We start from the raw sequence: 13,326 nt of genomic DNA on the forward strand, positions 1-13,326 counted from the left end.
CGATACGGAACGGACTCGTATCGAATGTGTCTCTCCTCACGTCGACCGAGCGCCCGGTCGAGCGCCGGTCGAGCGCCGGTCGAGCGCCGGTCGAGCGCCCGGTCGAGCGTCCGTCGAACCGTCGGCGGCTCCGCTACGTAGAACTGGCTGTGCGTGCTGACGAGGAGGCTGCCTACCAGGCTTTCTTCGCGCGCCATCACACCGATCTCGCGCGCCTGGCGTACCTGATCACCGGCGACCCGAACGCCGCGGCCGACATCGCGGCGGATGCGTTGGTGGAGATCTGGCGGCACTGGCGCCGGGTCAGGTCGACGGGCAACCCCCTGGGGTACGCCCGGGGCGTGCTCGCCAACACCGCCCGCGGCTGGCTGCGCCGGGAACGCCGGGAACGACTGGGTCTGCTGCGCAGCCGGCTGAGCACCGACGAGTACCGCGGGCCTGACGTCCCGGCGGTGCTCGACGTGCGGGCGGCGCTGCGCCGGCTGCCGATCCGGCGACGCGAGTGCGTGGTGCTGCGTTACGCGTTCGACGTGCCGGAGAAGGAGGTGGCGGCGATCCTCGGGATCTCGGTGGGCGCGGTGAAGAGCCACACCTCGCGGGGCGCCGACCAGCTCGCCACGCTGCTGCGCAAGGCGGGCACCGTGGACGACCTCGGCCTGCTGCCGGTCCTGGAGCGCCGATGAGCCACTCCGACGACCGGTTGCGGTTCGAGCTGCGGCACGCCGCCGACGCGTACGTGCCGGACAGCGCCGCGATCGCCCGCCGCGCCGCCACCCGGCGGGCCGCAGCCGCCCGTCGCGACCGGATCCGGCCCGCCGCGGTCGCCCTGGCCGTCGTGGCCGTGGCGGTCGGCGGTGTGGTGGCGGTCCAGCTGAACGACTCATCTCCCCCAGCGCCGGTGGCCGCGGTCGCCCCGCCCCCGGCAGCCTCGTCGGGCGCGGCGTCATCGGCCGCCGAGCCACCGGCTTCGAAGCGGCCCGCCTCCGAGCCACCGTCGACCCGGCCGGCCACGACGCCGCCCACCCGCCCGGCGACGACCTCTCCCGGGAAGCCGCCGGCCGAGCCCGAGCTCGTCGCGGTCTCCGGGACCGTGGACAAGAACTCCGGGTCGAACTGGACCCAGAACACCGTGACCATCAAGGCGGACGAGGCGGCCTGGGTCGAGGTGACCGTCCGGGTCGACCGGACCGACGACGCCACCCGGGCCGGCTGGTTCACCACCGTGCCGAACTCGGACCTCACGTTCACCGCGAAGGACACCCCGGACGCGCTGCTCTACACGTACCGGTTGAAGGACGGCGCCAAGCTCCGGCCCGGCACCTACGTCTTCGCGGCGCAGTTCTCGCACGGCCCCGGACGCGCCCACGACGGCGACTCGTTCGAAGTGGACGTCCGCGCGGGAGACGTCGACGCCACGTCCCGTGGCGATTTCATCTGAACTTAAGGAACTCGAGAGCAACCTTCGCGGGTGCTTTCCTCGGGTCCGGAAAATCTTGAACGAGCCCGGCGGGGACGTCCGTACCGATCGACGTAGACGTCCTAACGAAAGCCAGGTGGAACATGAACGGCTCGTGGCGCAGGCAGGGAACCCGCCGCTGGTGGAAGCCCGTGACGATCGGCGCGGCAGTGCTGGTGGCGACCGGCGCCGGTCTCGGCGTGGCGATGGCCTCCGAGAGTGGCGACAGCACCGGCGCGGCCGCTCCGTTCGGGGTCATCTCCTGCCCCGATGTGGAGAGCCAGCTGCCGGAGATCCCGGCGCGCGCGGCGGCCGAGGTCGAGCGCAACCTGGCGCTGCTGCAGACCCAGATCGACGAGGCCAACGCCCACCTGACCCGCGACGGCGACCAGGGCGGCCCGAACTTCGTGAACAACGCGATCATCGGTCCGCTCAAGGACAAGCGGATCAGCACGATCGACCGGATCGCCATCTCGATCGGACGGGCCGCCGAGAAGCCGCAGGGCCTCGATCGCCTGGCCGCGTGCTCGGTGTCCGACGAGGCCGCCCCGCCCGCTGAGGAAGCCCCGCCCGCTGAAGAGGCCCCGCCCGCTGAAGAGGCTCCGCCCGCCGAGGAAGCCCCGCCCGCCGAGGACGGCGGCGACGACGCCACTCCGTTCGGCGTCATCTCCTGCCCGGACGTGGCGAGCCGGCTGCCCGCCGTACCGGCGTCCGCCCAGGCCGAGATCGACGGCAACCTCGCCCTGCTGCAGACCCAGATCGACGAGGCCAACGCCCGCCTAACCCGCGACGGCGACCAGGGCGGCCCGAACTTCGTGCAGAATGCGATCATCGGCCCGCTGGAGGACAAGCGGGTCGCCACGATCAACCGCATGGCCACCGCCATCGGCCGCACCGCGGCGAAGCCGGTCGGATTCGACGCGCTAGCCCCCTGTGCGTTGAACTGACTGAGCCGCCTCCCCTGAGATCGGCGATCGCCCGTGGCCGCGCGGCGATCGCCGATCTCAGGCTGTTTTACGGCACCAACGGGCGCTACCACGTCCGTGACTAGTTGAGTATTCGCCCGAGGGCCCGCGTGACCAGCCGGAGCGCGGGCGCGACGGCTCTCGGGTCCAGGGCGTTCACCCGGCCGGCCACCTCCACCGCCACGTCGCGCCCGGGGATGACCTCCGCCAGTCCCCCGAGGCCGCGCCCCGACTCCTCGCAGTCGTAGGCGACACCGCCGCTCCGGATCCGGTCGAGCTCGCGCCGCAGCCGGCGCGGATCGGTGATCGTGCGCGGCCCGGTCGCGGCCAGCGACGCCGCGCAGATCCCATCGACGACCTCGGGGCTCGCGGCAGCCAGCAACGCCTTGCCGGCCGCACAGGCATGTGCCGCGACGGCCCTTTGCTCTGAGCACATATGCGCATCACGTGAAGCATGCCTCTCACGCTCGCTTTGCTCTGAGCACATACACGCATCACCCGGGTCGGCGGAAGCCAGGCGGATCGCGTACGGACCGTCGAGAACGGTCAGGTGGGCGGTCAGACCGGTGGCGGCGGTCAGGTCGGTCAGATGCGGCTCGGCCAGCGTGCGCAGGTCACCGTCGGTGGCGGCCAGCCGGCCGGTGGCGGCGACGAGCTCACCCAGCCGCAGGCCGGCGCCGGCCCGCCACAGAAATCCGTAGCGGACCAGCTCGGCGACCAGCCGCGAGGTGGTGGACATCGGCAACCCGGAACGACGGCTGACCTCGGAGACGCGCAGCGAGCGGTGGACGTCGTCGAAGCAGGTCAGGACGGCTGCGATGCGGGCGACGGCGACGTCGGGGATGTTCCGCTGAGCGGCACGTTCCATCGCTTCTCCTTGACAGGGAGGTGGCTGCGCCGGTTACTAACGTACCAGTTCGTACATCAAGTTTTAACGATGGAGCGTGGATGACCTCGATCCGGTGCGGCCTGATCGGCGCGGGCATAGCGACCTCGCTGTCCCCCGCCCTGCACGAGGCCGAGGGCCGTGCGCACGGGCTGGATCTGGCGTACACCCTGATCGACGTCGACCGCCCGGGCACGCCGCACGACCTGGGCACCCTGCTGGCTCGCGCCGAGTCCGCCGGCCTCGCCGGGGTCAACGTGACGCACCCGTTCAAGCAGCAGGTGGTCGGCCTGCTCGACGAGTTGTCGCCGCAGGCGCGGGACATCGGCGCGGTCAACACCGTGGTCTTCCGGAACGGCCGGCGCTTCGGCGACAACACCGACGCGCACGGCTTCGCGCAGGCGTTCCGGCACGGGTTGCCCGACGCGGCGATCGACCGGGTGGTGCAACTCGGGGCGGGCGGCGCGGGTGCGGCCTGCGCGTTCGCTCAGCTTGCTCTGGGCGTACGCCAATTGGTCGTGATCGACCCCGACGAACAGCGACGGGGCCTGCTCGCCGAAGCCCTCAGCGCCCGCTTCGAGATCGACCGCATCGCGGTCGCGCCTCCCGACCATCTCCCGGACGCGCTGGCCGCGGCGAACGGCCTGGTCAACGCCACCCCGGTCGGCATGCTCGCGCAGCCGGGCCTGCCGCTGCCGGTCGAGTTGCTGCATCCGGGGCTGTGGGTCGCCGACATCGTCTACATGCCCATGGAGACCGCCCTGCTGCGCGCCGCCGATCGGCTCGGCCTGCGCGCGCTCGGCGGCACCGCGATGTGCGTCTACCAGGCCGCGGCCGCGTTCGAGCTGTTCACCGGGCTCGTGGCGGACACCCGCCGGATGTTCGACCACCTGGAAAACCTGCTGCACGGAGGTATCCGATGAGCCGTCCGCCCGATTCCGAACCCGTCCTCCAGGATCTGCCCGAACCCCTGTCCCTGCGCAAGATGATCGGGCCCGGCGTCGTCGCGGTCGGCATCGGCCTGGCCGCCGGCGAGATCATCCTGTGGCCGTACCTGACCGCGATCGGCGGGCTCGGGCTGCTCTGGCTGGCGATCACCACGCTCGTCGTGCAGTTCGTGATCAACATGGAGATCGAGCGGTACACCCTGGCCACCGGGCAGACCGCGGTCGCCGGATTCTCCCGATGGTGGAAGGGCTGGGGTGTGATCATCTGCCTGGCCGGGGCGTTCCAGTACGTCTGGCCAGGGTGGGCCACCAGCGGCTCCACCGTCTTCACCTATCTGGTCGGCGGCGGCGACCCGGTGTGGATCACCGTCATCGCGCTCGTGCTCATCGGCGTACTCCTCAGCGTCTCCAAGGTCATATACTCCACGATCGAGCGCGTGGAGGCCGTCAAGGTCGGACTGACCCTGTTCTTCCTGGCCGTCGTGGTGGTGTTCGTGATCTCCGCGTCCACCTGGGGCAAGGGCGCCAAGGAGGCGGTCACCGGGTTCGGGCAGATTCCCGAGGCGATCACGTTCACGCTGATCCTGAGCGCGATCGGGGCGGCCGGCGCCGGCGGTGTGCACAATCTGGTGCTGAGCAACTGGATCCGGGACAAACGGTACGGGATGGGCGCGCACGTGCCTCGCCTGATCTCGCCGATCACCGGCCAGGAGGAGGCCTCCGGGGCGGCTCGCTACACGTTCCCGCAGGACCCGGCCAACCTGTCGCGCTGGCGGGTGTGGTGGAAGCGGGCCAACACTGAGCACCTGGTGGCGTTCCTGCTCGTCTGCTTCCTGACGATCACGATCATGAGCCTTCTCGCGTACGAGACGCTCTTCGGCCGTGACGACCTCAAGAGCGACCCGTCGTTCCTGCGCATCGAAGGTGATGTGCTGGCCGACTCGGTCGGACCGTGGCTGAAGATCCTGTTCTTCGCGATCGCCGCGGTGTCGCTGTGGGCCGCCGCGATGGGCCTGCTCGACGTGATCGGCCGGGTGGCGAGCGACTTCATCGTCTCCAACTTCGGCTCCCGCGTCTCGGAGTCGAAGCTGTATCTCGGCGTGGTGTGGGCCGAGATCCTGCTGGGGTCGATCATCCTGCTGGCCGGCTTCACCCAGCCGCTCGGCCTGCTGATCGTGTCCACCTGCGCGGCGTCGGTGGTCACCCTGCTCTATTCGTGCCTGCTGGTGAAACTCAACGTACGCGACCTGCCGGCGGCCATCCGCCTGCGCGGCTGGCGGCTGATCGGCCTGCTCGCGGCGATCGCGTTCTACGGCTTCTTCGCGGTCGCGATGGTCGTGACCCAGCTGCAGAAACTGTAGAGAAGGTGGCGGGGCGGCGGGAGCGCCTGTGGCCGGGCGCTCCCGCCGCTGTCCGTCAGTCGATGAAGCCGAACTCGTCGGCCTTGCACCCGCTGACGAACGCCGCCCACTCCGCGTCGCTGAAACGCAGCGCGCCGGCCGTGGGCTCGGTGCTGTTCCGGACCGCGACGCCACCGTCGACGGCGGCCACCTCCACGCAGTGACCGGCGGCTCCGCTGAAGGAACTCTTCCGCCAGGCGGTCACGTCGCCCAGCTCCTCGGCACTGAGAAACACACTCATCCCCAAACACCTTTCGTTGTTCTCGTGGCCCCTTCCCTCTAGTCAAACAGCTACTAGTCGCAGGGCAACGGACAGAATGTGCGTTTACTGCGAGCTCTCCTCACGTTGAGCTGCCACTCCACTACGCAGAGGCATAGACGGATGGGCCTTAATTGATCAAGTTTGAGTCACCTTGACAACTCGCTACCATGACCAGGCTTTGCATTCGTGCGCCGTCCAGCATGGAGGGCCCGACTTCAGGGACGACAGGTGGCCGGTCGGCGCAGTGCGGTGATCATCGGCGTCGACGACTCCGCTCTCGACGCCGGTCTTCCCTCGCTGCGTAACGCCGAAAAAGACGCACTGTCGGTGCGAGATGTTCTCTGCGATCCCGAGATCGGCACCTTCGACCCGGCCGACGTCGCACTTCACCTCGGACCCGACGCCACGGTCGACGCGGTCAAGGCCTCGCTGTCCCGCGCGGTTCGCGAGTCCGATGTTGATGACGTGCTCCTGGTCTACTTCGCCGGGCACACCATGGCCCCCGAGTGGAGCCACGACACCGACGTCTACCTGGTCACCTCCGACCTCGACGACCGGGCGCTCTCCCAGAACCCGGACGCCGGCCTGCGGATGGCCTACCTCAAACGGGACGTACTGGGCAAATGCCGCGGCACCGCCCTGCTGATCCTCGACTGCTGCCGCGCGGGCAGCCTGCTCGCCACCCCGGGCCAGCGGATCGACCTGATCAGCCACGAGGGGCGGCCGGAGGCGCGCTACAGCGCGCTCATGGCCAGCACGCACGACCGTCCCGGCGCCCTCTCCCGCCACGTGCTCGCCGGCCTGCGCGGCCAGGCGATGGACCGCCGCGGGCAGGTGACGTTCCAGGCCATGAGCAACTACGTCCTGGAACAGGACCTGGACCCGGCCCCGGGCGTCGTGACGAAGAGCTGGGGCGGCACCACCGTCCTCACCCGGCCGGGCGACGACCATTCCGAATCCGACCGCCCGGCCCTGACCTCGATGCCGGACGGCGTCATCCTGGAACGTCTGGAAAACCCGCTCGACCGGTACGCCGACGACATCCTCGCCCTCATCGACCGCATCTCCCGATTCGCCGCGGAGCCCCAGGCCTCGGGCGTTTCGCCGGACGGCGGCGAACGGGTCGAATACCTCCGTGCCGCCATGGGTGCCGATTCGGTGGCCCTTCTCGAGTACACCGCCACCGGTGTCGTGACGATCGACGGCACCTCCCGGTTCGACCGCGAGCGTCTGCAGCACTTCCTCCGGCCGCCGGAGGACGAGTTCATCCCGTCGAACCCGGTGTGGTTCGGCCACACCGTCCAGTACGACGGTCTCACGCTGTTCTGCGCACCGATCACCCGTGCGCTCTTCCTCGTGGTGGTGGACCCGCGACCGGAACTCGCGGCGATCGGGCAACCCCTGGCCAAGGTGCTGGAGACCGTCTGGCGCTCCGACTTCGCCGCGCACCCGCTGGAGGCGGAGACGCTGGTGCTGACCGCCCTGCGGCAAACCTGCGGCCGGCTACCCACCGCCCTGTACGAGCGCTGCTTCCAGCTCTACCAGGAGATTCTGCGGACGCTGAGCATCGTCTTCCAACCCATCGTCACGATCGGGGCGACCTGGCACCAGGTCGGCGTGCACAGCTACGAGGCGCTGGCCCGCCGCTCACTCGCCGACCAGAGCGCGCCGGGCGCCATGCTGCAGGTCGCACACACCTGGGGCGACCGTTTCGTCATCGAACGAGACAAGATCATTACCGAGAAGGCCCTTCTGGCGTACGCCCGTGCGCACACCGACGGCCCCTGGGACGTGCCGAAACCGGTGTCCGTCAACGTCTCCGTCCGATCGCTGCTCAGCGACTCCTACATCGCCACCCTGCGCGCCGCGATCGCCGCCGCGAACCTCGAACCGAGCGCCGTCACCCTGGAGATCTCCGAGGGCGACCCGATCGAGCCGCGCAGCGACGAGCAATGGCCGGACGAGCCGCACGCCCACTTCCACAACCGCCTGGCCGCGATCGCGCGCGACGTCGGCGTGGCGTTCGCGGTCGACGACTTCGGCTCCGGTTACGCGTCGACCTCCCGGATGGCGGAACTCCCACTGACCCAGATCAAGGTGGACCGCGCGGTCCTGCACCACCGGACAGCCCTGCAGGAACTCGACTTCATCGTGTCGGTGGCCCGCGACGCCCACGACCGGGGCGAAACCCACGCTCCCCGGGTGGTGATCGTCGAGGGCGTCGACGCCGAATCGCCGGTGACCCTGCGGCAGATCCACGAGAACAAGATCCGGCACGTCCAGGGCTACATCACCGGGCAGCCGGCCGCGGCGACGCTGCGGCAGATGGCCCTCGAGACCCGGAAGGAGATAGCCGACCGTGTCAGTGGCGACGTCGACCCCCGTGCGATTGAACTTGCCCGAGGAGGTCCTGCGGGAGATCGCGCTTCCCTACGAAAAGGTGCGTGACGTCGAGGGCGTCATCGTCGCCATCGACGGAATCAACGCGTCCGCCAGCATCGTCACCCTGGCCACCCTCCAGCAGTACGCGCCCCGGCTGGCCACCTCGATCCGGCAGTGGCGCCTGCGCCGGCCGCGGCGGGCCGGCGACGAGCCGATCAAGCTGACGGTCCGCGGCCCCGAGATCAGCCTGTCGATCGACCTGCCACCGAACGTCAGCACCGAGCAGCTGCTGGGCCGCCTCGACCCGCTGCTCCTGGGATCACCGTAATCCCACGCAGTCCCAGTCCCAGAAGGTGTGCAGGTAGACCAGCGTCCCGGTCATCCACTCCTCGTAGGACGACAGCTTGACCACCTGGAACGCAGCGTCCGGGATCCGCAGCGACGGCTTCCGGAACCCGTGGTCACCGCCCGGCGTGAAACCGCGGCGTGAGTAATAGGCCGGGTCGCCTTCAAGAAACAGCAGGGGTACGCCGCGCGCGTCGAGCAGCGCGACCCCGTGCTCGATCAGCCGCTTGCCGACACCCTGCCGCTGCCTGTCCGGCGCGACCGCGATCGGGCTGAGCACCTGCACATCCACCAGCCGCTCGGGCGCGTCCAGCAGGTTCTTGGTGAACAACACATGCCCGACCACCACACCGTCGTCCTCGGCGACCACACCCGTGCGGCCCGGTTCGTCACGCCGCAAGGCGTCAACCAGTTCGGCGACCTTGTCGCCATCCTCGCCGAACGCCACCCGGTGCAACTCACGCACCGCATCATGATCGGCGACCGCCTCTTCACGAAGGATCACGCCGCGCGACGTTACCGGGCATCATGTCCGCGTGACTGTCATTTTCGACGGCGAGATCCACGTCCACTACCGCTTCATCAACCTGACCGTCGACGACGACCTGCCCGACCTGTCGCACGCCTCAGGCGGCCAGCGCAACGGCCTGTGCGGCGCCGCCGAGCCCGGCGCGCTCGCGATGATCACCGGCCTGCACACCGGACCCGTGCCCTTCACCATGACCTGGCACGACACCGAGCCGCCGCCCGCCGACGACTGGGAGGAGGTGGTGGAGGTCCCCTTCGAGGCGGCGTCGCACGACGTCACCCTCTCCGCCTTCGAGGAGTCCCACCAGCTACGCCTCCCGGCGACCGGCAGCCTCCGCGCCCGCTACTGCGCGACCGGCATGGAGGAGGCCACCGACCTGGAGACTCCGGTCGACCGCTACCTGCTCCAGCTCTGGCCGGCGGCGCCCGCGCCCGACGCCATCCTGCGGGAGACGAGCCGGAGCGCCGCGTACTGGCACGGCGTCGCGCAGGAGACCCCGCCGCCACCGACCCAGGCCGAACGGGCCGCGGCCCGCGCCGCCGAGGAGCAGAAGAAGGCAGCCCAGCAGGCCCAGTGGGCAGCCGAACGCGAACGCCGCGAATGGGGCGGCGTGGCACCCACACCCCGTCTGCGCGAGCTGACCGGCAACGCCCGCACCATGGCCGCCACCCACCGCGACCTGCTCGACGACCTGGCCCTGCTGCCCGCGCCACGCCAGCGGGAGATCGCGCGCTGGCTCGCCCGCGAGGCTTTCACGCACGCCGGCCTCACCGACGACCCGCAAGCGGTGGCAGCCCTGGACGCCCTGGACCGAGACGTCCCGCTGCCGCCACCTTTCACCGACCTGGATGCGGCATTCGCACATCTCCATCCAGACCCGACAAGGTTGATCGCGTCGTCCAGGTTCGTCAGGCCGGACGACCCGCCCCCGCCCCGCTACCCGATCCACCGCCCGTCCTTCGCGATCCCGGCCCTCTTCGGCGCAACCGAGGACGACCCGCTGCAGGCAGTGGTCGAGGCGTTCACCCACACCGAAGCGACCTACGAGGACCGCGCAGCCGACCTCGTCGCCGCCCTACGAGCCCGCTTCCTCGTCTGACATGGGCCCCGACGCGCTTCTGGATCCTCCACGGACATACGGTCGAGCCGACGTACTCGCGCGACCTTCCCCGGTGCCGCGCAAGTCCGGGGTGTACGGCTGGTACTTCGACGAGACGCCACCCGGCGTGCCGACCGACGGGTGCCACTCGACCGACGCCGGTCAGTTGCTGTACGTGGGAATCGCTCCTCGGGAGCCCGCCGCCAACGGTGCCTCGCCCAGCCGCCAGACTCTCCGGAACCGGCTGCGCAACCACTGCCGAGGCAACGCCTCGAGTTCCACGCTTCGCCTCACCCTCGGGTGCCTGCTCGCGGAACGCCTGGATCTGGGTCTGCGCCGGGTCGGCAACAGCGCCCGGCTGACCTTCGTCGAAGGCGAGCACGTGCTCAGCGCCTGGATGGCCGACCACGCGCGGGTCGCGTGGATGGAACACGAGGAGCCGTGGCTGCTCGAGTTGGAGCTCATCAAGAACCTTGTGCTGCCGCTGAATCTGAAGGACAACAGCCACGGTCCATTCCGCGCGGCCCTGCGGGCGGCGCGGGCGGCCCAACGCGAGATAGCACGCACCCTGCCGGTCGTCCCAGGTCCCGGCGGGACGGTCGCCGGCTGATCGCTGTCGCACAGGCGCACGTGTCGAGTGGCCAGATGCCGCGTCAGCTCGGCGCTAGGGTTGCGGCATGATCGGCGAGGCGGGTGTGGCGGACGTCGATGAGGTGGCGCTGGCCTATCGGGCTGCCGGGGATCCGGATCGTCCGCCGATGGTTCTGCTGCACGGACTCGGGGACGCGGCCGCGGACTGGGACGGGGTGCTGCCCGCGCTCGCCCGGCGGCATCGGGTCTTCGCGCTGGATCTGCGGGGGCACGGGCTCAGCTCGCAGCCGGGGCGCTACTCGTTCGAGCTGATGCGGGACGACGTCGCCGGGTTCCTCGCGGCCCTGGGCATCGAGAAGTGCGTGCTCGTGGGGCATTCGATGGGCGGGACGGTGGCGATCCTGCTCGCCCAGACCGCACCGGAGCTGCTCGATCGGCTGGTGCTCGAGGACGTGACAGCGCCCCGGCCGGGTGCGCTGCCGCGGCCGCCGCTGGATCCGCCGGAGGAACCGACACCCTTCGACTTCGCGGCGGTCAACGCCATCCGGGCGCAGATCAACGAACCGGACCCCGCCTGGTGGGAGGGGCTGGCCGGGATCACGGTCCCGACCCTGATCGTCGGCGGCAGCAACAGCCCGATCCCCCATGAGCTGCTCACGGACACCGTCGAGCTGATGCCCGACGCCCGCCTTGTCACCCTCGACGCGGGCCACCACGTCCACAAGGACCGCCCGGCCGAGTTCGTAGCAGCGGTGGACGCCTTCCTGGGGTCTGCCGATCAGCCGGACACGCTTTAGCGACTTTCGCAGGAAGTCCGGTAGGGCCCGGGCCTTCTGGTGGGTGCGCTTGCTGCCGGCGCTTTCGCCGGGCGTGGGGTTTCGGCCGGGTATGCCAGGGCCCGACCCCGCCGAGCGTGAGCTGCGGCAGCAGGTCGGGCGCGAGGCGCGAGGTCGGGCGCGAGGCGCGGGGTCGAGCACGGGCGCGAGGCGCGGGGTCGAGCACGGGCGCGAGGCGCGGGGTCGAGCACGGGCGCGAGGCGCGAGGTCGAGCACGGGCGCGAGGCGCGAGGTCGAGCACGGGCGCGAGGCGCGGGGTCGAGCACGGGCGCGAGGCGCGGGGTCGGGCACGGGCGGGCGCGGGGCCGGGCGCGACCTAGCTCGCGGTCGCCGCGTCGCTGTCCGCGTGGGCGATGCTGGTCAGGGAGCGCCACAGCAGGACCACGAAGACCGCAGAGCCCGCGAACGCGAACCAGAACGGCGCAGTCACGCCGAAGTGGGTGGCCAGGACGCCGCCGACGGCCGAGCCGGCGACGAGGCCGCCGTACACGCTGATGGTGTTGACGCTGGTCACCCGGCCCTGCAAAGCGTCGGGGACGGCGCGCTGGCGGACTGTGACCGACGTTGTGCCCCAGATGAAGGCGTGCGCGCCGAAGACGAAGAAGATCGCCAGCGCCACCGGTGCGGCGGTGGTGACGGCCAGGGCCAGGTGGGTCAGGGTTTCGATGATCAGGCCGGCGCGCATCACGTTGCCCAGGCTGACGCGGGCGGTGATCCAGCCGTACAGGCCTGTGCCCAGCAGGCCGCCGACCGCGGACACGGTGGTGAGCAGGCCGAAGCCGAGCGCGCCCAGGCCGAGGCGTTCGGAGGCGTAGAGCACCAGGACCGACCAGGCGGCGCCGAAGGTGACGTTGAAGATCAAGATCGTCAATACGAGGGTACGGACGGCGGCGTGCCTGATCGTCCACGCGAAACCCTCGCGGATGTCCCGGAGCACGCCGCGTTCCCGGTTCGGCGCCGTGGCGGGTGGCAGCACCAGGCGGGACAGCAGCAGCAGACCGGCGCACACCAGGATGGTCTCGGCGACGAACGGCCACACGTACCCGGCTGCGAACAGTGCCGCGCCGATCGGTGGGCCGGCCAGCTGGTTGAGTGTCAGGAAGCCGGTCTGGACGCGGGCGTTGGCGATCGCCAGGTCGGCGCGGGGCACCAGCATCGGGGTGAGCGTGGCGGTCGTGTTGTCGGCGAACACCTCGGCCGTGGCGAGCAGGCCCAGACCGGCGAGCGCCCCGGCCACGGTCAGCCGGTCGGTCGCCAGGGCGGCCACCAGCCCGGCCAGCACCAGCAGGCGGACGGCGTTGGCGACCAGCACGATGCGCCGCCGGTCGTGCCGGTCGGACAGCACCCCGGCGTAGAGGCCGAAGACCATCGGCGGCGCCCACCGCAGCAGCGCGGCCATCGACACCAGGAACGGCTCGTCGGTCAGCGCCGCGACCAGCAGCGGGCCGGCGGCGGCCGCGATGCCGTCGCCCAGGTTCGTCGACCAGGACGAGCCGAGCAGCCATCGGAAGGGCACACCCAGGCGGGGCGGCAGCGCCCGGTCCACCAGCCTCATCACCGCGCGACTGTACGCGCCGAGGGGCCGATGTCAGGAACCTATTAGGTTTGCGGCGCATCGGTTGAACGGC

Annotated in this window: 14 protein-coding genes; 10 read left to right on the plus strand and 4 right to left on the minus strand. The window is 70.6% G+C overall.

From position 1 onward, the window contains the following. The first annotated feature begins 149 nt into the window (after positions 1–149). The 3 genes from QSK31_RS35690 (at position 150) to QSK31_RS35700 (ending at position 2,403) form a co-directional block, all read left to right on the plus strand. Positions 150–683, plus strand: a complete 534-nt coding sequence (locus tag QSK31_RS35690; protein WP_285689093.1) for a SigE family RNA polymerase sigma factor — start codon at positions 150–152, stop codon at positions 681–683. Then, complete coding sequence (locus tag QSK31_RS35695) at positions 680–1,438, plus strand: hypothetical protein (protein ID WP_285689095.1); 759 nt, start codon at positions 680–682, stop codon at positions 1,436–1,438. The genes QSK31_RS35690 and QSK31_RS35695 overlap by 4 nt, the downstream gene beginning before the upstream one ends. 122 nt (positions 1,439–1,560) lie before the next feature. Further along, positions 1,561–2,403, plus strand: coding sequence for a hypothetical protein (locus tag QSK31_RS35700; protein WP_285689097.1), 843 nt, complete (start codon positions 1,561–1,563; stop codon positions 2,401–2,403). Between the two features lie 100 nt (positions 2,404–2,503). Here QSK31_RS35700 and QSK31_RS35705 read toward each other — a convergent pair whose 3' ends face one another. Then, positions 2,504–3,289 carry an IclR family transcriptional regulator gene (locus tag QSK31_RS35705; protein ID WP_285689100.1) on the minus strand — a complete coding sequence of 262 codons (786 nt, stop codon included), beginning with the start codon at positions 3,287–3,289 and terminating at the stop codon, positions 2,504–2,506. Positions 3,290–3,369: 80 nt separating this feature from the next. On the opposite strand from QSK31_RS35705, the gene QSK31_RS35710 reads away from it, so the two are divergent. Both QSK31_RS35710 and QSK31_RS35715 read left to right on the plus strand, forming a co-directional pair. Next, positions 3,370–4,230: a shikimate dehydrogenase gene (locus QSK31_RS35710; RefSeq protein WP_285689102.1), complete on the plus strand. Its 861-nt coding sequence runs from the start codon at positions 3,370–3,372 to the stop codon at positions 4,228–4,230. Then, positions 4,227–5,615: an Nramp family divalent metal transporter gene (locus tag QSK31_RS35715; protein WP_285689104.1), complete on the plus strand. Its 1,389-nt coding sequence runs from the start codon at positions 4,227–4,229 to the stop codon at positions 5,613–5,615. Before QSK31_RS35710 ends, QSK31_RS35715 begins: the two co-directional genes overlap by 4 nt. Before the next feature lie 55 nt (positions 5,616–5,670). Here QSK31_RS35715 and QSK31_RS35720 read toward each other — a convergent pair whose 3' ends face one another. Next, positions 5,671–5,895 carry a DUF397 domain-containing protein gene (locus tag QSK31_RS35720; protein ID WP_285689106.1) on the minus strand — a complete coding sequence of 75 codons (225 nt, stop codon included), beginning with the start codon at positions 5,893–5,895 and terminating at the stop codon, positions 5,671–5,673. Between the two features lie 249 nt (positions 5,896–6,144). On the opposite strand from QSK31_RS35720, the gene QSK31_RS35725 reads away from it, so the two are divergent. After that, positions 6,145–8,364, plus strand: a complete 2,220-nt coding sequence (locus QSK31_RS35725; protein ID WP_285689107.1) for an EAL domain-containing protein — start codon at positions 6,145–6,147, stop codon at positions 8,362–8,364. After that, on the plus strand, positions 8,357–8,626 hold the full coding sequence (locus QSK31_RS35730) for a hypothetical protein (RefSeq protein WP_285689108.1): 270 nt from the start codon (positions 8,357–8,359) through the stop codon (positions 8,624–8,626). The genes QSK31_RS35725 and QSK31_RS35730 overlap by 8 nt, the downstream gene beginning before the upstream one ends. On the opposite strand, the gene QSK31_RS35735 is transcribed toward QSK31_RS35730, so the two are convergent. Then, entirely contained in the window at positions 8,618–9,148 is a 531-nt protein-coding gene (locus tag QSK31_RS35735) for a GNAT family N-acetyltransferase (protein WP_285689109.1), read from the minus strand. The genes QSK31_RS35730 and QSK31_RS35735 overlap by 9 nt on opposite strands. Before the next feature lie 31 nt (positions 9,149–9,179). Here QSK31_RS35735 and QSK31_RS35740 point away from each other — a divergent pair, with 31 nt between their 5' ends. From QSK31_RS35740 to QSK31_RS35750, 3 genes are all read left to right on the plus strand, one after another. Further along, positions 9,180–10,271 carry a hypothetical protein gene (locus QSK31_RS35740; RefSeq protein WP_285689110.1) on the plus strand — a complete coding sequence of 364 codons (1,092 nt, stop codon included), beginning with the start codon at positions 9,180–9,182 and terminating at the stop codon, positions 10,269–10,271. A 73-nt stretch (positions 10,272–10,344) separates the two neighbouring features. After that, positions 10,345–10,881 carry a GIY-YIG nuclease family protein gene (locus QSK31_RS35745; protein ID WP_285689111.1) on the plus strand — a complete coding sequence of 179 codons (537 nt, stop codon included), beginning with the start codon at positions 10,345–10,347 and terminating at the stop codon, positions 10,879–10,881. Positions 10,882–10,948: 67 nt separating this feature from the next. Further along, positions 10,949–11,659: an alpha/beta fold hydrolase gene (locus tag QSK31_RS35750; RefSeq protein WP_285689112.1), complete on the plus strand. Its 711-nt coding sequence runs from the start codon at positions 10,949–10,951 to the stop codon at positions 11,657–11,659. A 355-nt stretch (positions 11,660–12,014) separates the two neighbouring features. Here the strand turns inward: QSK31_RS35750 and QSK31_RS35755 are convergent, their stop codons facing one another. Continuing rightward, positions 12,015–13,253 carry an MFS transporter gene (locus QSK31_RS35755; protein WP_502873066.1) on the minus strand — a complete coding sequence of 413 codons (1,239 nt, stop codon included), beginning with the start codon at positions 13,251–13,253 and terminating at the stop codon, positions 12,015–12,017. Positions 13,254–13,326: the final 73 nt, after the last annotated feature.

The organism is Actinoplanes sp. NBRC 103695 (assembly GCF_030269485.1).
Taxonomy (GTDB): domain Bacteria; phylum Actinomycetota; class Actinomycetes; order Mycobacteriales; family Micromonosporaceae; genus Actinoplanes.